The following is a 20836-nucleotide window of genomic DNA, read 5'->3' as shown; positions in this document are numbered from 1 at the left end:
CCACTCTATTTCAACGAATTTTTCCAATAATATAAAAGATTAATGATAGAACAATGCTGACAATAATCGAGGTAACAATTGGGAAATAGAACGTCACATTCCCTTTTTTAAATGCTATATCACCTGGTAACTTGCCAAACATGGTCCATATCAATCCAATAATAATAAAGATGACCCCAATAATAATGAACAATTTAGGTAAATCGGTCAAGCCCCTGGCACCTCCCGATTAAAATGTTCGTACGTTTTATTGGTAACCAGTCTTCCCCTAGGGGTACGTTGGATAAACCCCATCTGTAAAAGAAATGGCTCATAGACATCTTCAATTGTTTGGGGTTCTTCCCCTATCGTAGCTGCTATCGTATCTAGTCCAACTGGTCCGCCCTTGAAATGATCCATAATACCAGTCAGTAATTTATGGTCAACATGATCAAGTCCCTCTTGATCGACCTGAAGCATCGTTAGTGCATGTTGGGTAGTATCTTTAGAAATAACTGCTTCCCCTTTTACTTGAGCAATATCCCGCACTCGCTTCAACAAACGGTTAGCAATACGAGGCGTCCCTCTTGATCTTCTAGCAATCTCAACAGAGGCTTCTTCACTTATATCTACATGAAAAATATCTGAGGTACGCTCCACTATGGCACACAAATCTTCTGTCGTATAATAATCTAAGCGACTTAATACGCCAAATCGATCACGTAGTGGAGCGGATAGAAGACCAGCACGTGTCGTTGCCCCAACTAAGGTGAAAGGGGGTAAATCCAAACGAATCGAACGTGCTTCGGAACCTGAACCAATCACAATATCTAAACAGAAATCCTCCATTGCTGGATAAAGCACTTCCTCCACCGAACGAGGGAGTCGATGAATTTCATCAATGAATAAAACATCGCCAGCTTCTAATGAAGATAGAATAGCAGCCAAATCTCCTGCTCTTTCAATAGCAGGACCGGCTGTAGTTCGAATCTGACCACCCATCTCATTGGCTATAATAGTAGCAAGCGTTGTCTTACCTAATCCTGGAGGACCATATAAGAGGACGTGATCAAGTGGTTCATTTCGCATTTTGGCTGCTTCTATAAATATCTTTAAATTTTCTTTTGTCTTTCCTTGTCCTATATATTGGGCAAGCGTTTGAGGTCTAAGGCTATATTCAACCGATTCTTCATCAGGTTGCACATCACCACTTACCATGCGATCGTCCATCGTACACCTCCTCCTTTATTACTTTTGCATCATAAGAGATAATCCTTTTCTAACAAGATCATCTGTACTTGTAGTAGTTTCTTCCTGTAGTCTTGGTCGAATGGATTTTAATTCTTTCTCGGAGTATCCTAATGCTTTCATAGCTTCAATGGCTTCTTCGAGGTGTTTGGACTGCTCTTCTTTCGTTTCACCTTCAAAGAAAATCGTGCCCTCTTCTTGCTCAACAGGTAACCATTCAGTCAATTTACCTTTCAAATCTAGTATCATTTGACGAGCTGTTTTCTTACCTACACCAGGGAATTTCGTAAGGAAGGTATCATCTTCCCGCTCAATCGCCGATACAACTTCCCCAACAGACGTGGAGGCAAGTATCGCTAAAGCCCCTTTTGGCCCTATTCCTGACACATTCAACAACTTCGCAAATAAGGATTTTTCTTCAGGGGTTTTAAACCCATAAAGCATTTGCGTATCCTCTCTCACATAATGATATGTATAAATTCGAATCTCTTTATTTTTGTTAGATTGATAAGCAAATGGATTTGCACAACAAATATCATACCCTACACCACTTGCTTCGACAATAACACTTTCAGCATCAATTGATGTTAATACACCTTGTATATAAGCAATCATTTCCGTAACTCCCTTACTCGTACTTTACCTCTTTTTATTTTAACACAAGATGGCTCTGTACTCGAAGAATGTTTCGGACGTATGTTCGCCTATAAGATTTTCATAACACATATAATTTTTTGAAAATAATGGTTGACTGACTGGTCATTAAAATCTACTATAGAAGTTAGATAAGTCTGAAAGGTAATGAGGTGCCTCCGTACATGAAAACCATCGACCGCATCATCAAATACTTAAAATCCCTAGGTGTAAACGCAGAAAAAGTAACGAAACAACCTAAAAGCACAAGGTAAATGGAAACATGAAGAATTAGAAATGTTGCATTCTAACGCCTAAACCCTAAAAAACCTTCCTATGTTAGGAAGGTTTTTTGGATATTCAATATTTTGGGACTGCATATTGTTTATATGTCTTCAGCAAACTAAAGTATTGATCCTTGGTATGAATCTTAATCCCCTTCTTCAATTTCTCCGTTTGATGACTCTCTAACTTTTCCGTATTTATATAGAAGAAAGATTGTATAGCCTTTTGATGATTTGGCGTGCCTTCAAAAATAGTTAATTCTCCTTTTTGATTAATGCCAAAGTATCCATCATGCTTCATTTCTGGAGATAATTCATCTACTTCTTTTTGAAATACAACCTTTCCTTCTAGTTGTTCTACAAGGTTCCATCCATCATACGTTGCCCAGAAATCCTCCAAGGACCATATTGTTTCTGTAAATGTTTCTTCACTAACCTGTCCATCAACATAAGTTCGACGCAAAACAACTTCCAATTCCAGTGGATCTTGCTCCCAAGACTTTTTTTCTTCACTCTTGTTCTGACTGGTAGCGTCACCGTCAGAAGCTTCCCCATTATAAATGGATATACTTCCAGCCACCAACACGACAAACAAGGTTAGGAATAGCATACGAAACGTTTTCATATTTGCCCCCTCCTATCTAAGGATTCCTTCTCAATAGCTACCAAGACGTTCTGCGACTCATTGAACCTCTTCTGCAATCTAATAAAAAAACTTCTAATCTCAGTATGTCCTGAAATTAGAAGTTTCATCCCTCTGATAGAGGTAGACTTATTATTTTTGATTATGATAAACCTCTTGCACGTCTTCAAGATCCTCAAGCATATCAATCAGTTTTTCGATTTGCTCTGCTTCTTCTCCCTCAACATGAGAATAGGTTTGTGGGAAAAATGTTACCTCTGCATTTTCTAATGTGTAACCTTGTGATTCCAATGCAGTACGTACATCCTGAAACGACTCAGGGTCAGTATAAATCTCGAATGACTCTTCATACGTTTCCATTTCATCTGCACCTGCTTCAATAACCTCGAGCATAAGTTCTTCTTCATTAATATTATGTTCATTTCGATTAACTACAATATATCCTTTGCGGTCAAACATAAAGGATACACAACCGTTTTCCCCAAGATTACCGTTATGTTTGTTAAAGGCGTGACGCACCTCAGAAGCTGTACGATTACGGTTATCTGTGAGTACCTCAACCATCACAGCAACTCCAGCTGGTCCATAGCCTTCATACGTTGTTTCCTCATAATTTGCACCGTCAAGATTTCCAGTCGCTTTATTTATTGCACGATCAATATTTTCATTTGGTACGTTATTTGCTTTTGCTTTATCGATTGCTTGGCGAAGAGCAGGGTTTGTTTCAGGATCCCCTCCACCTTCTTTCGCGGCTACATAGAGGTCCTTTGCAAGTTTCATGAAGATTTTCCCGCGTTTTTTATCTTGCGCACCTTTACGATGCTTTATATTGGCCCATTTCGAATGACCTGCCATGGGACATACTCCTCTCTCCTAATTCCATAATTCGAAATCCTTATATAATATAACACAATCCCCTCCAATACAAAAGCTTCACGGTACTTTGACAGTCTGTATAGCGGATGGTTTTTACACTAAAGAAATTATTTCAACTTATTACCTTTTGCACCATCATTATCTTGAAGACTTGGATTCAAGATGATTTGGGTAAAAGAAATGCTTACGTTGAACCAAATCACGCAAAGATGGACCAGAAAATTGGGGGGGGATCCTATTTTTCAAAAGTCGCTCCTATATCTGAAATCTCGCCCCTATATTTCAAAAGTAGCTCCAGTTTTTTGATTCTCGCTCCGAAAGCAGTAAAAGTCGCTCCAGAACGTGTGACAACGCCGAAAGACCCTACATCGTGTAGGGCCGCAGGAAAGTAAGTGATTTCCAGGCTCAACTTTTCTCTGAAATCATGTAACGGAAACTTTTCTCTCTTCAAAACTATCTCGATTTCAAGTCTTCAATATACCTCATATGGAGTAAAAACAATGCCCCATTTACCTCATTGGTTAACACAAAAAAACAGGAGCGCTACTTAAGCACTCCTCATCGATACGTTTGCTCTCTAAATTGATCTACGCCATTTGGCATCTCTTCGTCTTGATGCAATCGACTTTTTAAATCCTTCATGCGATCCCAATAGCGTTCATCTGTGTACACCACGATTTCTTTACCATTCGTTTCAGGCATTTCTTTCAATATTTCCCTTACCTTTTCGGCAACATTTACTCGTGTATAGGTTGTTCGGTCCGGTTCTTCTATAGCTACAACTACCTTTTCATTAGTTACAACTACTTGCGCGGTTTTCACATATCTAGACTCACTTAACCTTTTACCAATTTCTCTTGATTGCTTATCGTATTCCTTATTATTGGTAGACATTGCATCAGGATCACTAATTGGCGTGTTCTTTTTAGGGTATTCATTTTGAGGCACAGATCGATCAATGTACTCTTGATGCTTTTCACTAGGCTGATCTTTCCCATCATTGTCAATCGCTTCTTTGTTCATGCGATCTCTATCGATGGAGAGAGATTCAGGTTCTAGCTCAGGTTCAATAATGGATTCAGATTCCTCTTGCCCTGCACAACCTACTAATATCCCAGTGACTATCAAAGATAACAACACCATTTTGTTTATCATATTAAAAACCTCTCTTTCCTTCTTAGCATGGATGAGAGAGGTTTCGAATAACCGAGTTACTTTTAGGTAATTTTTTCTTTCGCTTAAAACTTAGGAGGCGCAGCTGCAATATCACGCTTATGTTCTGTCTTTTTATGAAGATTTTCAATGACTTTCTCATCTTCCTCAGGTATTTCTTCCCCTTTTAGATGCTTATCAATGGTATCGTATGAAACACCTAATTCTTTTTCATCTGTCTGCCCTTCCCATAAGCCAGCACTCGGGGCTTTCTCTACAATCTCAGAAGGCACTCCTAATGTACGAGCTAATTCACGTACTTCCCCTTTTGTTAAATGAAGTAAAGGAACAAGGTCCACTCCACCATCACCATATTTAGTGAAATATCCAGTGTACCATTCAGGGGCATTATCCGTTCCAACTACTAGGTATTTATAATTTGTTCCCAGTGTATAAAGTGTACTCATACGAAGTCTCGCACGTAAGTTGGCATCAGCTAATCGCTCTTGATTTTCATTGTACTCATTTTTATTCTGTAACTGAGCTTTAACCGTTGAAAATAAAACATTATGTGTATCCGTTAAATCCACCGTTACAGAATCAATTCCACAGCTTTCGATTACTTTTTGAGCAGCATCCTGATCTCCAGGATTACTTTTACATGGTAAAATAACTGCTAATGAGTTTTCTGGAAAAGCTTTCTTAATCAAATGAGCTACAACAGCTGAGTCAACACCACCACTTACTCCAACTAACAATCCATCTAAACCTGCATCTTGCACTTGTTGTTGCAACCATTCTACTAATTTGTTTACTTTATCCTGCATAAATGTACGTCTTCCTTTCCAATCATAGTTATGTTAAGTTTCTTCCCATTTCATGTTAGCACATTCGTAAGTTGTGCTACAAATGTTTGGTGAAGGTGCCACCAGTTTTGAACTTTTTCCAGCCAATGAAAAATCTGCTCGTTCGAAGGGTTTTTTTGCAAAAGGACATTCCATTCTCTAAGAATCCAACTCGGGAACACCACACCTTTATAGAAAGATTCCTCTGTAAGATGATCACGAAACAAGTCTAAAAGAATAAATTCATCGACACTAATTCCTTTAGATATAAATCGATGAGCGAGTTGTATCCGATCATAGCATTGTGGGCCTAGTGTTAATAAATCAAAATCAATCAACTTAATATGATTATCTGTGGTTCTTAGAAAATTATGCGACGCAACATCACCATGATTCCACTCCCACACATCATTACTTAATTTAATAATAGCGTCCCAGTCCATAGATTTAAACTGCTGTAATGCTTCAGTGCTAAATAAGCATATCTCTCTGAACAGTTGTATTTCGTTATGCATAGCAAAAATATGCTCATTTAATGCAAATTGATGATACCTTTTTTGCCATTTTACATATAATGGCGAGCGCTGCTGTACCGAATTAATTTGGATGCCACGTGCATGAGTATGGAATAATATTAAAGCTTTTTGAGCATCATGCCTATCCTTTTTATTCTCAAAAGTAAGGGTAGTGCCATCTTGCCATGGAGATAAGGTCCATATGTACCGAATACCATCATACACTGTAAACCTGCCACTTGGAAATGGAACAAAAGGAATGATTCCAGCATAGGAAACAGAGTTAAAAAATTCCCATTGCTGACGAACCACTTGCATGGAAGGATAACGCTTTGTAACATAGTTCCCTTGATGTGTGAAAATTTTACAAACGTGCGGGGTTATCCATTCTATTTGGTGGATGTCGAGGCTTCCTTTTTCTTTAAAAAAAGAAAAGGGAAAGTCCTGATAGACATTCCCCTTTCCTAATTGAGTATAATCCATAATTATTCCTCATCATCAAAGCGTGGCATTTCAAACGATCCGAAAGGCTGAGTCCCACCTGGACCCATAAATGGCATTGGATAATCTTCTCCCGACATCATACCTGAACCTGGTTGGAACATCCCACCTTGTTGTGGCATTCCACCCTGTTGCGGCATTCCGCCTTGTTGTGGCATTCCACCCTGTTGCGGCATTCCGCCTTGTTGTGGCATTCCACCCTGTTGCGGCATTCCGCCCTGTTGTGGCATTCCACCCTGTTGCGGCATTCCGCCTTGTTGTGGCATTCCGCCCTGTTGTGGCATTCCGCCTTGTTGCGGCATTCCACCCTGTTGCGGCATTCCGCCTTGTTGTGGCATTCCGCCCTGTTGTGGCATTCCGCCTTGTTGCGGCATTCCGCCCTGTTGTGGCATTCCGCCTTGTTGCGGCATTCCGCCCTGTTGTGGCATTCCGCCTTGTTGCGGCATGCCATAGCCTTGAGGCATGCCATAGCCTTGCATTGGCATTCCATAACCACCCTGTTGCATATCTCCATAAGAACTACTATAACCATCATCACAGCCGCAATCATCCCCACCATATTGACCTGGCATTTGCGGCATTTGCGGCATTTGCGGCATATCCATATCTGACGATTCCATCATATAATCATCCATACCACCTTGCATAGCTGGGCTTACTTGCTGAGGCATCCATTCGTAACTATATTGCATTGGGATATGTGGCACGGTCATACAAGGATGAACTTGACACGGATAATACCCTGGCGGGCAGTGCATATACATCATTGGATAATACATCTGTTGTTGTTGTGGTTGTTGTGGTTGTTGTGGTTGTTGTGGTTCCGACTTGACTTCTTTTGTTTTTGCTGGTTTTACATCCTTTTTCTTTTCCTTTTTTGGCGCCTGATATTGAGGCATTTGAGGTATATTGACAGTTGTATAATAATTTTGCATTTCTTGTTCCATTGTTGGGAATTGCATTTGGATCGGCATATTAATAGGCGGTTGCTGCATTGGCATCATGGGCTTTTCCTGAACGGCAGGCTTTACAGGCATTTCCTTGGGTTTTGGCATTTCTTTCTTAGGCATTTCTTTTGGTTTTGGCATTTCTTTTTTAGGCATTTCTTTTTTAGGCATTTCCTTTTTAGGCATCTCCTTAGGCTTTTTTTCCTCTTGAATGACAGGAATAGGTTTCGGTGATTCATCTTTATAAGGGTGTTCTGATGGATACTTAGACATCGGTTGTTCCTTCTTCACAGGCTTTGAATTGGAAGGCACTTTTATCTTCATACCCGGCATAATCATATCTGGATTACTTAACTGAGTATTCATCGCCTTTACTTCTTCAAAATTAACACCATATTTCTTAGCGATTTTCCACAGTGTATCTCCTTTTTGAACAACATGTATTTTCACCGCTGTTACTCCCTTCTTTCTGTTATTTGAATCATGGCAATTAGTAAATAACAGATAAACTCATTACAACATATGCGACAACCTTAAAAAGGTTGATGAAAAAGCCTAAATTTTTTTCCAATAAAAAAAACAGTACTACATCGCAAGAGACATAGAGTTGGATTCGAGATAATTTGAGTAAAAATAGAAAAAGCGCCTAGGGAAATCCTAGACGCTTGGGGTTCAATTTATTTGATATGCTGTTAATCATACCATCCACTGGAAATACTAACTTCTTCTCTAATCTGCTGTTTTTTCTGTAGATAAGCTTGGAGCATCTACATGAAAGCAAGGATACGTACCAAGCACTTTAATCTGACATCCTAATGCAGCTAGTTCTGCTTGAACTGCTGGGAACAATACAGCGTCATAAGGCTGATTAACATCAATAATAAAGAAGTAATTCCCTAGCCCTGTTTTCATTGGCCTTGATTCAATCTTGGATAAGTTCATTTTTCTCCATGCGAAAGCTGATAATACTTGATGAAGGGCACCAGAATAGTCACTAGGCAACGTAACCATAATGGTCGTTTTGTATGTGTTGGCTGTTAATTCCTTCATCTGGATTGGTTTTTGGTTTTTTTGCAAGACTGCGAAGCGAGTATGATTGTTTTCATAATCGTGAATCGATGTGTTTAACACCTTCAGACCATATTCTTGGGCTGACAGGATATTTCCTATTGCAGCGTGTGCACCTTTTTTCTGTTGCACAATCGAAGCAGCTTCACCGGTGGATGAAGTGTATTCTATCTCTGCATTATTCATTTCCTTATGAATAAATTGGTGGCACTGGGCAATTGCTTGTGTATGAGAGTGGATGATTTCAATATCTTTTAAGTCTCCGGTAAAATCTGGGCGTACGAGTAAATGCTGTTCAATTGGAATCACCACTTCCGCAATGATTGGCACTTCTACTTGATGAATTAAATAATCAACAGTAAGATGAACCGTCCCTTCAATTGCATTCTCCATCGGGACAACAGCTAACGCTACCTCACCATTATTTACAGCATCTAAACACTCCGGTATCGTGCGATATCCTTTTGTGTCTACGGAATCAAATATGGCATCCACAGCAACATTGGTAAAGGTTCCTTTTGGTCCTAGATAGCCTACAGTTGACAATTTCTTTTCCCCCTACTAAGCTCCACTACTCAAAATTTCAACTCGATCGATAAAATCAAGTCGTTTAAAGTCTTGAATCATTTGTTCAATGGATTGAGTCATACCTGACGTATTTAAAGAAAGCGTTACGTTCGCCTTTCCTTGCAATGGAATCGTCTGGTGTATGGTTAACACATTACAACCAGACTTCGCAACCATCGCAAGTAAATGAGAAAGGGTTCCAGATCGATCTTCCAGATGAAAAAATAGCGTAATCATTCTTTCCTTCACCATAGCTTGGAAAGGGAATACGGCATCACGATATTTGTAAAATGCACTTCTGCTTAAATCCACTTTTTGCACAGCTTCATGAACAGAATCTACCTTCCCTCTCTCAAGTAAAGCTTTGGCTTCCAACGTTTTTTGCATAGACTCTGGTAATACATCGTGTCTTACTAAATAAAATTGCTCATCTCTTTGGACCATTGCTGATCCTCCTTATTGAATAGTCTATTCGACAAATTCAAATTCGTAATCCAATAGACGAATGGTGTCGCCATCTTTTGCGCCACGTTCTCTAAGAGCATCATCTACGCCCATACCACGTAGCTGGCGAGAGAATCGATTTATTGTTTCATCACGAGAGAAGTCCGTCATCTTGAATAACTTTTCAATTTTATCACCTTTTAGAACAAAGGCTCCATCAGATTCTCGCGTAATCGTAAACGCTTGTTCTTCTTCTTTGTATTTGTACACAACGCGTTCGTCTTTTTCTTCAATAGGTGTTTCTTCTTTTGGAATCGTCTCAAGAAGATCGGCAATAGCAAACAATACTTCATTTACCCCATCACGTGTAATAGAAGATACAGGATATACAGGAACATCTGTTGTTAACTGTGCTTTAAACTCATCTAGTTTCTCTTGAGCTTCTGGCATGTCCATTTTCGTCGCCACAATAAGTTGTGGACGTTTCATTAAACGTTCATCATATTGTTGTAGTTCTTGATTGATTGTAGTGAAATCTTCGTACGGATCTCTTCCTTCCATACTTGCCATATCAACAACATGCACAATGACTCGAGTCCGCTCGATGTGTCGTAAGAATTGATAACCTAATCCCACACCTTCATGAGCCCCTTCAATTAATCCAGGTAAATCAGCCATTACGAAGCTCCTATGGTCCTGCGTCTCTACCACTCCTAAGTTTGGTGAAAGAGTTGTAAAATGATAGTCAGCTACCTTGGGCTTCGCAGCACTTACAACAGAAAGTAAGGTGGATTTTCCTACACTTGGATACCCAACAAGCCCAACATCTGCCATTAGTTTCAACTCAAGGGAAATATTCCGTTCTTGCCCTGGCTCTCCTTTTTCCGCTAACTCTGGAGCAGGATCTCTCGGACCAGCGAATCTTAGATTACCACGGCCACCACGGCCAGCTTTGGCGATAACGGCTCTTTGTTTATGCTCGATAAGGTCCGCAATAACTTCTCCGGTATCATCATCTTTTACAGTTGTTCCAGGTGGTACAGGAATAACGTATGGATCTGAGTTTTTACCATGTGCACCTTTCCCCATTCCATTTTCACCACGTTTGGCCTTGAAATGACGCTGGTATCTGAAGTCCATTAATGTATTTAAACCTTCATCAACTTCGAAAACGATGTTACCACCATTTCCACCATCACCACCAGCAGGTCCACCTTTTGGTACATACTTTTCACGGCGAAAAGCGACAATACCATCACCGCCATCACCAGCTTTTACATATATCCGTACTGCATCGACAAACATGACCTTCACCTCTCCTTCATATCTAAATAAATCTCATAACTTGTGTGTTGTTCCTCTTCATGCCTATTTAAATTTTTCACATATTGGAGTTTATCTATTCGGCTCATAAACTGTTCGTCATTAGAAACTTGACCATCAATGTGCATTCGTAACTGAGGATGCTCTTCCCCCCAGATAAATATCATACATTCATAAAGCTGTAACGGGTTCGTGAACTCTTCGAGATGTTGAATGATTGCTAAACATGTTTGAACAAGACTCTGATCAAAAGCAGAGAAATCAGCTTGTGTATCTATTTGAAAAGACATACGTAACTGGTTATACTCTGCATTAAACTGAACCATCCAAACAGCAAAATGAGGAGCTTTTAAATTCATGAGTTTCGATTCCTCACGTGAGAAATCAATAATCTCCTGAAGCTTTTCTTTCACCTTTTCCATCTTATCCATTGAAGCATACCCATGGACTAATTGAAGTTGATTCATCCAGTCATGTCGGTAATGCCTTAAAAGATTGGCTACCTCATCTACTTTCATCATTCCCGCTCCTTTATCCATAATAGTAAAAGTATAGCAGACTTCAAGAGTAGCGGAAAGAATGAAAAAAGAGAGGATGACCTGACAACCTCTCTCTTCTTTAGAATTGCTTATAAACAAAGGCGCAAGCGCCCGTTTAGCGACGTAAAAACTGTCCTAAAAATGCGTAATAGGAAGTTTGATTAAAACCGCTGCCTCACGCAGCAACATCGAACCAACCTACGTCGTATAGGCCGAAAGGAAACAAGGAGAGCGCAAGCGTCTGATGTTGACTTATCGTAAGGAGGTACAGGAAGTTTGCTAGTCTGGGCGCTGGAGCTGGACGTGGCATCTCATACATATTAATTTATTCAGCTGCAAACAATTTTTATAAATTTGTGTATAAAAAAACTCTAACCCGAAGGTTAGAGTTTTGTAACGTTTACGCTTCTTGTGCTACTGGGTAAACGCTAACCTTTTTACGGTTACGTCCGTAGCGTTCGAATTTAACAACACCATCAATTTTAGAGAAAAGTGTGTCATCTCCGCCGATTCCAACGTTCTCACCTGGGTAAACTTTTGTACCGCGTTGACGGTAAAGAATTGAACCAGCTGTAGCAATTTGACCATCTGCGCGTTTAGCTCCAAGACGCTTAGAAATTGAGTCACGACCGTTCTTAGTACTACCTACACCCTTTTTCTGGGCGAAAAACTGTAAGTCAAGACGTAGCATTGGGCTGCACCTCCTTATAGTTCAGAAATTTTTATATATTCACTATAATCATGTTCAATGGTTTTCAACGAGACCATCATCCCTTCAAGCAGCACATTTGCTTTGTCAAATGTTGCAGGTGACAGGTTTTCTGGGAGTTCGACTCTCAGATACCCACCCTCTCCACCTTGCTCGATGATGGGTTCAAATGCACAAAGCTCCATTACTGAATTTACTGCCCCAAATGAGACAGCTGAAACAGCAGCACATACTAAATCATAGCCATAAGGGCCACTTTCAGCATGTCCACTTATTTCAAAATCAACAATTTGAGATTGTGGGTTACGAGTTACAAGCACTTGTATCATCGATTTTCCAAAGCTTACGCGTTGATTTTATCAACAGTAAGTTTTGTATATGGTTGACGATGACCTTGTTTACGCTTGTAGTTCTTCTTTGGCTTGTATTTGAAAACAGTGATTTTTTGTTGACGACCTTGTTTATCAACAGAAGCCGTAACAGTTGCACCATCAACGTAAGGAGCGCCTACTTTTGTTTCGTCGCCACCTACTACAAGTACCTTGTCGAACGTTACGTTTTCACCATCAGCCGCATCTACCTTCTCAACGTAGATGGATTGGCCTTCTTCTACTTTCAGTTGTTTACCGCCAGTTTCAATAATTGCGTACATACTTGCACCTCCTTGTTTACTCAGACTCGCCATGCAGGTGCCTCAATGGCTTTAAGACCTGTTTTGAGCGGTTGTAGCATCGGGTGCTACGAGACATAACGTATTGATGTTACCATGTTTACTACAACCTGTCAATAGAGCCTTCTTGATAAAAGTCTCTTTCTCGCAGTGTATCTTCGTCTCCTATGAAACGAATTCGATATGGCACATCACTTATCCTATTATTCAGGAAGTAGAGGTCTTTGTAAAGAGTAGATTTCAATTGAGCTACATCAATTTTCTGATGAAAGGCTTGAGCTACATCCGATCGAACCTCCATTACTATAACTTCTTGATCATACTTTTGATACGATAGTAGTTCTCGCTCTAACTGATAGGCATAGGAGATGACTGATAGTACGTAGCCATTTCCACTGCAAGAGTCACACCTTTCTGTCAACGTTGAAAGAAGGGAGCGTCCTTCTCTCTTTCTTGTCATTTCCACTAGCCCTAGTTTCGTGAAACCGTACACTTCCGTTCTAAATGGATCATCGTGCAATGATTTCTTAAGTTTTTCGAGCACTTGTTGTTGATCTTTTTCATTTCTCATCCCAATAAAATCAATGATTATCATCCCTGATAAGTTACGAAGTTTCAATTGGTTAGCTATTTCTTTTGCAGCTTGTAGGTTCGTTCCGACAACAGAGCGACTCTTATCCGCTCGCTTGGTATTCTTAGCTGTGTTTACATCAACTACTACCATTGCTTCGGTCTGATCAATTCTTATTTCAGCTCCCCCTTCTAGTTTCACAAGAGGTTGAGCTATCGTTTCTGTTAATTGCGGTATCGTTACAGGTAACTCTTCTTCTATTTGCTTGGCCCACCTACATTTATCTTTCAGGTGGGGAAAATGCTTCTGAATGAATTTTACAAGCTTCGTATCATCAACAACTACTTCTTCCACTGCTTGATCGGGATAGCGCCTAAGTAATCGTTGTGGAATATCTCGATCTTCCCACGCAAGAACAGGCGGCTTCTTTGAATCATATTTATTTTGTAGCATAGCCCACTGTTGTTGTAATGCCCTTAATTCCTCCATTAATTGAGGACCCTCTAAAGCTGCGGAACTTGTGCGAAAAATAATCCCTTCCTGATCAGTGGTATTAGCTTTTGCCCATTCTTTTAGACGACTTCGCTTGTCATCGTCTACCTTTTTCGAAACAGCATGATAATTACCAAAAGGTAAATAAACAAGATGCATCCCAGGAAGAGTGATATTTGCAGTAAGCTGAGCTCCTTTTTCATCAAAGGCATCCTTAGTAACTTGTACCCAAATGGCTTGTCCCTCATGGACTAATTTTTCAATTGGTAAAGAGGGATCCCTTCTTGAGCCAGGGCACTCATTTTTCTTCAAGAAACCAAGTTTAGACTGCCCAAAATCTACAAAGGCAGCCTGAAGACTTGTTTCAATATTAACGATGCGTGCTTTATATAAATTTCCTACTAAGCTTTTGGCGTCAGGCCGTTCCACAACTACCTGGTCAATAGAATTCCCTTCCATCACCACTCCCCATTCTTCAGTTGGTATGGTTTGTAAGTATATACGTTTCATGCTCTAGCCTCGCTTTATGTTGCACACCAATCTGCAAGTTCTTTTGCCGATGCGGAAGATTGTTTTAGCGTGAAATAGTAGTATAAACACTCTCCTTCATCGATAATCGCTCGCTTGTTATTTTTAAAATTTACAAAGATTTGATGATGCGTCCCTCGCTTAAACTGTTTAAAAATTTGATTGATTGGTAGGTCTTCCGAAACATGTATGGAATGAATGGCATTTACCGGGAGACGCTTCTCCTCATATCTTCTTAATAAATAACGCAGAAAGGCATACTGTCGTTGTTTCCATTCTAGACGATTTTCCCATAATAGAAAACAACCTAACATAATCGTACTTAACGAAAAAGGGAAGAAGAATAAGCTGAGCCCAAAAGTAACAACTAATAAAACTAAAGAACAATACAGCGAGTATACTTGAGCTTTGACAAAAGGAAAATGATGAGAAAGAAGTAAGAACATTATCTTACCACCATCCAATGGCCAAATCGGCAATAAATTAAACAACAAAATAACTACATTATACGTATATAGAAGCTCAACTAACCCACTCGATAGAATAGAGGAAGCGTCTAATATCGCAATAACTCCAAAAATCCATAAATGTTGAAATGGACCCGCTAAAATAACAGCAGCTTCTTCCTTAAATGGACGTGTGTGATGCTCATCCGTTTCCATCACACCTCCAAACGGCCATAGCATAACTGTTCGAATGCGCCAGCGAAAAAAAAGGGCCATTCCGTAATGACCCAATTCATGCGCTAACACGATTAAGAAAATAGATAAAAGCTGTAAAAAGGAACCGGTTAAGATTCCAACCCCTACCATTACCCATAAGACCGGATGGACATGGAAGTGACGGAATACATTAAGGTTGCTCATCAACTTGAATCACCTTAATCGGATCTACGAACTGATTCCCTTGTTGAATAGCGAAGTAGAATGGTTTTCCCTGTCCTTCCGTAGTTGAAGAAGTTGTTCCAATGACTTGACCATGAGTAACTTGTTCATATTGTGTGACATCCATACTTTCCAAAAAACCATAGTAGGATTTAGTTCCGTCAGCATGCTGAATGATGACGGTATTTTCCGTTTCTGCTTTTTTGCCTACGAACTCAACGGTTCCTCCGTCTGATGCGTGAACTTGAGCTGCATCATCTGTAGATATCACGATACCCTGACCATTTTTTTGAAATGATTCACTTATTGTTCCGTTCACCGGTAGAGCAAATTGTTCCGTCATTGCAGGTTGACTACCCCCATTATTTGTAGGGTTTTGAGGTAGAAAAGCGAATGGTTCACCAAATTTTTCTTGGTACCATTTATTCACAGAAGCAAATTGGAATTCCTGTGTAATAGCCTGATTGACCCATTGTTTTGGAGTCTCGAATAATTGGCTGTCGACTCGATACACAATGGCTACGGAAAAAAATAATATCGCTGCTATGATTGCTTTAAAGACAAAAGCGGAAAAGATCTGAGAGGTTGCACTCTGCTTTTCATCATCTGAGAAAAAAGGTAAATATCCATGCTTTTCTTCCTCTTGGATGTGAGAAATAGGAACAGAAGTTGATCGATTTCGATCTCCTCCTAATTCCCGTTGTTTCTTCCGTTGAGCAATTGATTTCCGAATATCGCGTGCATCTTTGTTCATAGCCTCTCCTCATTTCTTTCTGCATACTTTATAAAAGTCTATGAGAAGAATGGACAAGATATGAAACTCACCCAAGAAAAACTTCACCACAGGAACAAAAGCTCAGGGCGCCCGTTTAGCGACGTATATGCTGCGGCCTACACGACGTAGGTTAGTTCGATGTTGCTGCACGGTGCAGCGGTTTTAATCGAACCTCCATCACTCCAGCACTTCATCTAACCTCGTAGGAGACAAAGGCAACACGAAAACATGCGTGATTCGATGTTAACTTATCGTACGTAAGCGAGGGAAGTATACTAGACGCTGGGCGCTGGAGCTGGACGTCGCCTCTATATTTATTACGTTACACAAGCCAACATTTTATAGTACACTACACAAAAAAAGTTCTACTGGTAACCAGCAGAACTTCACTTTTATTATTAGGAACGAATACCAAAGAACCGTTTCACCTTTGCAAACATCCCTTTTTCTTCTTCTAAAGAAAGAAGTGGGACAGACTCGCCTAAGATACGGCGTGAAATATTACGATACGCTAATGAAGCTTTTGTATTCGGTTGAAAAGCAATCGGCTCTCCATGGTTAGATGCTTTGATAACCTGATCATCATCCGCGACAATTCCTAATAAATCAATAGATAAAATCGTTACAATTTCATCTACGTCTAACATATCCCCGTTTTCAACCATATGATTCCGAATTCGATTGACGATTAAACGTGGAGATTCAATTTCTTCTTGCTCTAATAAACCAATGATTCGGTCTGCATCTCTTACAGAAGACTTCTCAGGAGTTGTTACAACAATCGCTTTATCAGCCCCAGCAACAGCGTTTTTATAGCCTTGCTCGATGCCTGCTGGACAATCAATGATTATGTAATCAAAGTCTTGCTTTAACTCCTGCACAATCTTCACCATGCCTTCTGGAGTTAAATCAGATTTATCGCTGGTTTGAGCAGCAGGTAACAAGGATAACGCTTCAAATCGTTTATCTTTTATTAATGCTTGCTTTAGCTTACAACGTTCTTGAATGACGTCAACAATATCGTAGATGATTCGGTTCTCCAATCCCATCACTACGTCTAGGTTCCGCAAGCCAATATCTGTGTCAACTAAACACACTTTCTTACCCATTAAGGCTAATGCTGTTCCTACATTTGCTGTTGTGGTCGTTTTACCAACGCCACCTTTTCCTGATGTTATTACAATCGATTCACCCATTCAGCATTCTCCTTTCTAACCCACTTAAATCAGGTCGTTTCTGATTGAGCAGTTGTAAACGATCAATAATAATCTTTTCTTGATTTAGATCGATGTAGCCACATTCCATATAAACGCCTTCTGTATCATAGTCTGGAGAACGACTTATATAATTTGCAATTCGCAATTGACTTGGCCTCATATAAGATGCAGCAATAATAGCATTCGTATTGCCATTAACACCGGCATGGGCGATTCCTCTAAGGTGACCCATCACATAAATATTACCTGTCGCAGCAATCTTACCACCCGGGTTCACATCGCCTACGAGTAGTACATCACCACGAACATCGATCACTTGTCCACTTCTTACAACTTTAAATAAAGATGTAATTTCACTATCTTTCATCCATTCTATCGCCTCTTCTTTTGTAATAACATCTGATTCAATCGAATGGATGACGAGTTTATTATGAGCACGAACGACATCACGAAGTTGTTCTAATTGGTCTTCATTTAAGTACCGATTCCCTAATTGAATGCTTACGGTAATCATAGGCTGGTCTTCATCCACATAGTTTCGCAACAATTTATGATCTAATTCTTTTAATACTTCTTCAAAGGAGCAAGCATCATCAATATGCAACGTCAGTCCGTCTTTTGTTCCTTTTATGGTTACAATTTGCTTCTTGTTACTCACGGAAGCTTCACCTCAAACAATATATTCGACTAAAGCATCATGAAATCCTGTTTAAAGGAAATATTCAAAGCCGAGGAACATTTCCTTACCAAAAAACTCGGAATACCAGGCCTAGGATTACACTTTTAGATTTCAAGCACATATACCATTGGAATATTATATTTCCCTACTCCAGCATGCTCTCATATAGCATTCGACCTCTTCAATTGAGATTCTGACCACTCTTGCAATTTCCCCGGCAATAATGGATACAATACCAGTGCAAATAATACATTTGCAGCTAACGTAGGCAGTAAACTCATTAATATATAGCTTTCCCACACCATCTCGGTTGCCTGAATGAAGGAATATAACACATAAATAGTTGTATCTGCCGTGACAATTGCAATCATCGTTAAGAGTAAAGTGACAAACACATTCGAGTGGAGCAACTTTTTCAATCCATGTGTTATGTAAATAACTAATCCGTAGGTAAACATATATACACCAAGCATATCTGTATAGATTAAATCAATTAGAAGTCCAAAAATAATTCCATATAAAACACAATAATAGGTAGAATCGAAATCATAAAATATCGCTATGTAGGTTAACACAACGAGTACCCAGTGAGGAATAATATAATAATCTGCAAGTAGCCATTCTTTTGGAAGGAAATCCATAGCAGTTCCTTCTAATACAAGAAAAAGTAACAGGGTAAGAGGAAGGAGTAAACGCTTCATTCACTATCTTCCTCCTTTGATGTAGATGGCGGCTCGTCTAATGATGGTGAATAACTTGCTCGATCTACAACGGATACATGATTAATATCATATAAATCTGCTGCTGGTTCTACGTAAGCTGTCTGAGTCAAGCCATATTCATCTATGACAACCTTCTCAATCTTTCCGATTAATAGACCTTTAGGGAATACGCCTCCCATGCCTGAGCTGACAACCGTCTGACCTTTTTCGATTTTTGCTTCATAAGGAATCTTCTTTAATAGTAAAGCGTCTTTCTGTTTGTCATCAGGTGCCTCGATAAGACCATATTGATCTTTGTCATCTTCTCCGCCTAAAATAACCCCATGGATGACGTTTGAGCGATCAAAGCCACTTAACAACTGAACAGTAGAGGTTACCGCAGATGTGGACTGAATTTTCCCTACTAATCCATCACCAGTAATAACAGCCATATTGGCTTTCACACCATGTCTTTTCCCCTTGTTTATTGTTAATTGCTTGAACCAACGAGGTTCTGGACTACGTGCGATAACAGTTGCTGGAATTTCTTCATAATCACTCATATTCTCTTGTTTATCAAGTAACTTTCGTAGTTCTTCGTTATCCTTCTTTAATTGCTTCACATCAATTAATAAGTCCTTAAATTCGGATACTCTAGCTTTTAACATTTGATTTTGTTCATAAGTTTGTCGTATGTCTTTTATATTATCATAGATTCCAGTAACAAATTGGACCGGAGTATGAAAAACAGTTTGTACCCCACCAATCGTATCCTGTAAAAACTCTTCTGGCCATGTTAAGTTATCACGATCTCTCATCGTAAAGCCAATTAATGCCACCAAGAGAATGATGCTAATAAGGATAAGGATTAAACGCTTGTTCCTGAAAAACGATGGCATAATTACACCTACTTACTCCATGTTAGTTCTAGTAGCAACATTTGGTTGCGATCTAAAGTGATGAATGTACTCAAGCGATTTACCTGTGCCAATCGCCACACAATCTAATGGATCTTCTGCAACAAATACTGGCATCTGAGTTTCATTACTAATTACATCATCAAGCTTCTTGAGCATAGCTCCACCACCTGTTAACACAATTCCTCGGTCCATAATGTCAGCTGCTAACTCTGGAGGTGTTTTTTCTAACGTTACTTTGACAGCGTCGACAATTTGATCAACCGTATCTTGTAAGGAGCGAGAAATCTCTTCTGCTGTAATCGTGATGGTTTTTGGTAATCCTGTGACTAAATCACGCCCACGTATATCTAATTCGTCATTTTCTTGTGGCTTACCTGCTGTACCAATTTCCATCTTAAGCGTTTCAGCAGAGCGCTCCCCAATCATTAGATTATATTGCTTTCGAATGTATTGCGTAATGGACTCATCCATCTCATCACCGGCAACACGTATCGACTGGCTCGTCACAATCCCACCAAGAGAAATGATCGCTACCTCAGTCGTACCTCCGCCAATATCTACTACCATACTACCAGTAGGCTCCCACACAGGCAATCCTGCCCCTATGGCTGCAGCAAAAGGTTCTGCGATTGGGAATGCATCCCGAGCACCAGCTTGTTTTGTCGCATCAATCACAGCACGTTCTTCTACCATCGTAATACCTGATGGAACACAAACCATAACATTTGGCTTTCTAGCAAACGAGGAGCGTGTTTTTTGCGCCTTCTTGATGTAATACTTCATCATAGCAGCAGTCGTATCATAATCCGCAATCACGCCGTCCTTCATTGGACGTATGACCGAAATATTTGCCGGCGTACGGCCTATCATATTCTTTGCTGAATTTCCGACAGCTTCAATTTGTCCTGTATTGTTATTTTTGGCAACAACTGATGGTTCGCGTACAACGACACCCTTGCCTTTCAAAAAAACTAATGTATTCGCAGTACCTAAATCGATTCCAAGGTCTTGGGAAAATCCAAATCCAACCACGTTCATCTTCCTTTCTTTTGTACAAACAACCTATTCTATACTATTCAATGAAATGTTAAGATAACTATCTTTCTTGTTCCCGAATGTATGTATC

At 39.8% G+C, this 20836-nt stretch carries 24 protein-coding genes and 1 other annotated feature; all 24 genes read right to left on the bottom strand.

Going from position 1 to position 20836, the window contains the following annotated elements:
• Positions 1-10: 10 nt before the first annotated feature.
• The 24 genes from GLW08_RS08470 to GLW08_RS08355 all read right to left on the bottom strand — a co-directional run bounded on the left by GLW08_RS08470 (position 11) and on the right by GLW08_RS08355 (position 20748).
• Entirely contained in the window at positions 11-211 is a 201-nt protein-coding gene (locus GLW08_RS08470) for a DUF2905 domain-containing protein (protein WP_160848167.1), read from the bottom strand.
• Positions 208-1209 carry a Holliday junction branch migration DNA helicase RuvB gene (ruvB, locus tag GLW08_RS08465; RefSeq protein WP_160848166.1) on the bottom strand — a complete coding sequence of 334 codons (1002 nt, stop codon included), beginning with the start codon at positions 1207-1209 and terminating at the stop codon, positions 208-210. The genes GLW08_RS08470 and ruvB overlap by 4 nt, the downstream gene beginning before the upstream one ends.
• A gap of 18 nt (positions 1210-1227) precedes the next feature.
• Entirely contained in the window at positions 1228-1842 is a 615-nt protein-coding gene (gene ruvA, locus GLW08_RS08460) for a Holliday junction branch migration protein RuvA (RefSeq protein ID WP_160848164.1), read from the bottom strand.
• A 378-nt stretch (positions 1843-2220) separates the two neighbouring features.
• Entirely contained in the window at positions 2221-2769 is a 549-nt protein-coding gene (locus tag GLW08_RS08455) for a BofC C-terminal domain-containing protein (RefSeq protein ID WP_160848162.1), read from the bottom strand.
• A 150-nt stretch (positions 2770-2919) separates the two neighbouring features.
• Complete coding sequence (locus GLW08_RS08450; protein ID WP_160848161.1) at positions 2920-3642, bottom strand: YebC/PmpR family DNA-binding transcriptional regulator; 723 nt, start codon at positions 3640-3642, stop codon at positions 2920-2922.
• Positions 3643-4221: 579 nt separating this feature from the next.
• Positions 4222-4818: a YhcN/YlaJ family sporulation lipoprotein gene (locus GLW08_RS08445; protein WP_160848159.1), complete on the bottom strand. Its 597-nt coding sequence runs from the start codon at positions 4816-4818 to the stop codon at positions 4222-4224.
• A gap of 83 nt (positions 4819-4901) precedes the next feature.
• Positions 4902-5642, bottom strand: a complete 741-nt coding sequence (nadE, locus tag GLW08_RS08440; protein ID WP_160848157.1) for an NAD(+) synthase — start codon at positions 5640-5642, stop codon at positions 4902-4904.
• A 50-nt stretch (positions 5643-5692) separates the two neighbouring features.
• On the bottom strand, positions 5693-6658 hold the full coding sequence (locus GLW08_RS08435) for a phosphotransferase (protein ID WP_160848155.1): 966 nt from the start codon (positions 6656-6658) through the stop codon (positions 5693-5695).
• A gap of 2 nt (positions 6659-6660) precedes the next feature.
• Positions 6661-8073: a SafA/ExsA family spore coat assembly protein gene (gene safA, locus GLW08_RS22095; RefSeq protein ID WP_160848153.1), complete on the bottom strand. Its 1413-nt coding sequence runs from the start codon at positions 8071-8073 to the stop codon at positions 6661-6663.
• A 279-nt stretch (positions 8074-8352) separates the two neighbouring features.
• The gene (pheA, locus tag GLW08_RS08425) at positions 8353-9237 is read right to left on the bottom strand and encodes a prephenate dehydratase (protein WP_160848151.1); all 885 of its coding nucleotides are present in this window, start codon (positions 9235-9237) and stop codon (positions 8353-8355) included.
• 15 nt (positions 9238-9252) lie between these two features.
• Positions 9253-9702 carry an ACT domain-containing protein gene (locus GLW08_RS08420; protein WP_036816638.1) on the bottom strand — a complete coding sequence of 150 codons (450 nt, stop codon included), beginning with the start codon at positions 9700-9702 and terminating at the stop codon, positions 9253-9255.
• A gap of 24 nt (positions 9703-9726) precedes the next feature.
• Positions 9727-11007: a GTPase ObgE gene (gene obgE / locus GLW08_RS08415; RefSeq protein WP_160848149.1), complete on the bottom strand. Its 1281-nt coding sequence runs from the start codon at positions 11005-11007 to the stop codon at positions 9727-9729.
• A gap of 5 nt (positions 11008-11012) precedes the next feature.
• Positions 11013-11546: a Spo0B domain-containing protein gene (locus GLW08_RS08410; RefSeq protein WP_160848148.1), complete on the bottom strand. Its 534-nt coding sequence runs from the start codon at positions 11544-11546 to the stop codon at positions 11013-11015.
• Positions 11547-11964: 418 nt separating this feature from the next.
• Positions 11965-12255, bottom strand: a complete 291-nt coding sequence (rpmA, locus tag GLW08_RS08405; RefSeq protein ID WP_160848147.1) for a 50S ribosomal protein L27 — start codon at positions 12253-12255, stop codon at positions 11965-11967.
• Positions 12256-12269: 14 nt separating this feature from the next.
• Positions 12270-12602, bottom strand: coding sequence for a ribosomal-processing cysteine protease Prp (locus GLW08_RS08400; protein WP_160848146.1), 333 nt, complete (start codon positions 12600-12602; stop codon positions 12270-12272).
• Positions 12603-12616: 14 nt separating this feature from the next.
• Entirely contained in the window at positions 12617-12925 is a 309-nt protein-coding gene (rplU, locus tag GLW08_RS08395) for a 50S ribosomal protein L21 (RefSeq protein WP_036816629.1), read from the bottom strand.
• A gap of 12 nt (positions 12926-12937) precedes the next feature.
• Positions 12938-13008: a sequence feature (ribosomal protein L21 leader region), on the bottom strand.
• Positions 13009-13046: 38 nt separating this feature from the next.
• Positions 13047-14516 (bottom strand): Rne/Rng family ribonuclease, encoded by a 1470-nt coding sequence (locus GLW08_RS08390; RefSeq protein ID WP_160848145.1) that lies wholly within the window; start codon positions 14514-14516, stop codon positions 13047-13049.
• A 14-nt stretch (positions 14517-14530) separates the two neighbouring features.
• Positions 14531-15400 (bottom strand): M50 family metallopeptidase, encoded by an 870-nt coding sequence (locus GLW08_RS08385; protein ID WP_160848144.1) that lies wholly within the window; start codon positions 15398-15400, stop codon positions 14531-14533.
• Positions 15387-16172 carry a M23 family metallopeptidase gene (locus tag GLW08_RS08380; RefSeq protein ID WP_160848143.1) on the bottom strand — a complete coding sequence of 262 codons (786 nt, stop codon included), beginning with the start codon at positions 16170-16172 and terminating at the stop codon, positions 15387-15389. The genes GLW08_RS08385 and GLW08_RS08380 overlap by 14 nt, the downstream gene beginning before the upstream one ends.
• A 419-nt stretch (positions 16173-16591) precedes the next feature.
• Positions 16592-17389 carry a septum site-determining protein MinD gene (gene minD, locus GLW08_RS08375; protein WP_160848142.1) on the bottom strand — a complete coding sequence of 266 codons (798 nt, stop codon included), beginning with the start codon at positions 17387-17389 and terminating at the stop codon, positions 16592-16594.
• Entirely contained in the window at positions 17382-18068 is a 687-nt protein-coding gene (gene minC / locus GLW08_RS08370) for a septum site-determining protein MinC (protein WP_160848141.1), read from the bottom strand. Before minC ends, minD begins: the two co-directional genes overlap by 8 nt.
• A gap of 182 nt (positions 18069-18250) precedes the next feature.
• Positions 18251-18790, bottom strand: coding sequence for a rod shape-determining protein MreD (mreD, locus tag GLW08_RS08365; RefSeq protein WP_160848140.1), 540 nt, complete (start codon positions 18788-18790; stop codon positions 18251-18253).
• Positions 18787-19689 carry a rod shape-determining protein MreC gene (gene mreC / locus GLW08_RS08360; protein ID WP_160848139.1) on the bottom strand — a complete coding sequence of 301 codons (903 nt, stop codon included), beginning with the start codon at positions 19687-19689 and terminating at the stop codon, positions 18787-18789. The genes mreD and mreC overlap by 4 nt, the downstream gene beginning before the upstream one ends.
• 12 nt (positions 19690-19701) lie before the next feature.
• Positions 19702-20748: a rod shape-determining protein gene (locus GLW08_RS08355; RefSeq protein ID WP_202406254.1), complete on the bottom strand. Its 1047-nt coding sequence runs from the start codon at positions 20746-20748 to the stop codon at positions 19702-19704.
• Positions 20749-20836: the final 88 nt, after the last annotated feature.

The sequence above is a fragment of the Pontibacillus yanchengensis genome (genome assembly GCF_009856295.1).
GTDB lineage: Bacteria > Bacillota > Bacilli > Bacillales > BH030062 > Pontibacillus > Pontibacillus yanchengensis_A.
Note: the sequence above shows the minus strand (reverse complement) of the source record. Positions and strands in the feature narration are given on the sequence as shown.

Bases quoted from the DNA above. Each gene is read 5' to 3' on its own strand.
- ruvA (WP_160848164.1), bottom strand. From the start codon at position 1,842: ATGATTGCTTATATACAAGGTGTATTAACATCAATTGATGCTGAAAGT.
- GLW08_RS08410 (WP_160848148.1), bottom strand. From the start codon at position 11,546: ATGATGAAAGTAGATGAGGTAGCCAATCTTTTAAGGCATTACCGACAT.
- GLW08_RS08450 (WP_160848161.1), bottom strand. From the start codon at position 3,642: ATGGCAGGTCATTCGAAATGGGCCAATATAAAGCATCGTAAAGGTGCG.
- mreD (WP_160848140.1), bottom strand. From the start codon at position 18,790: ATGAAGCGTTTACTCCTTCCTCTTACCCTGTTACTTTTTCTTGTATTA.
- ruvB (WP_160848166.1), bottom strand. From the start codon at position 1,209: ATGGACGATCGCATGGTAAGTGGTGATGTGCAACCTGATGAAGAATCG.
- rplU (WP_036816629.1), bottom strand. From the start codon at position 12,925: ATGTACGCAATTATTGAAACTGGCGGTAAACAACTGAAAGTAGAAGAA.
- GLW08_RS08420 (WP_036816638.1), bottom strand. From the start codon at position 9,702: ATGGTCCAAAGAGATGAGCAATTTTATTTAGTAAGACACGATGTATTA.
- obgE (WP_160848149.1), bottom strand. From the start codon at position 11,007: ATGTTTGTCGATGCAGTACGGATATATGTAAAAGCTGGTGATGGCGGT.
- GLW08_RS08455 (WP_160848162.1), bottom strand. From the start codon at position 2,769: ATGAAAACGTTTCGTATGCTATTCCTAACCTTGTTTGTCGTGTTGGTG.
- nadE (WP_160848157.1), bottom strand. From the start codon at position 5,642: ATGCAGGATAAAGTAAACAAATTAGTAGAATGGTTGCAACAACAAGTG.
- GLW08_RS08355 (WP_202406254.1), bottom strand. From the start codon at position 20,748: ATGAACGTGGTTGGATTTGGATTTTCCCAAGACCTTGGAATCGATTTA.
- GLW08_RS08445 (WP_160848159.1), bottom strand. From the start codon at position 4,818: ATGATAAACAAAATGGTGTTGTTATCTTTGATAGTCACTGGGATATTA.
- mreC (WP_160848139.1), bottom strand. From the start codon at position 19,689: ATGCCATCGTTTTTCAGGAACAAGCGTTTAATCCTTATCCTTATTAGC.
- rpmA (WP_160848147.1), bottom strand. From the start codon at position 12,255: ATGCTACGTCTTGACTTACAGTTTTTCGCCCAGAAAAAGGGTGTAGGT.
- GLW08_RS08435 (WP_160848155.1), bottom strand. From the start codon at position 6,658: ATGGATTATACTCAATTAGGAAAGGGGAATGTCTATCAGGACTTTCCC.
- GLW08_RS08380 (WP_160848143.1), bottom strand. From the start codon at position 16,172: ATGAACAAAGATGCACGCGATATTCGGAAATCAATTGCTCAACGGAAG.
- GLW08_RS08400 (WP_160848146.1), bottom strand. From the start codon at position 12,602: ATGATACAAGTGCTTGTAACTCGTAACCCACAATCTCAAATTGTTGAT.
- GLW08_RS08390 (WP_160848145.1), bottom strand. From the start codon at position 14,516: ATGAAACGTATATACTTACAAACCATACCAACTGAAGAATGGGGAGTG.
- minD (WP_160848142.1), bottom strand. From the start codon at position 17,389: ATGGGTGAATCGATTGTAATAACATCAGGAAAAGGTGGCGTTGGTAAA.
- GLW08_RS08385 (WP_160848144.1), bottom strand. From the start codon at position 15,400: ATGAGCAACCTTAATGTATTCCGTCACTTCCATGTCCATCCGGTCTTA.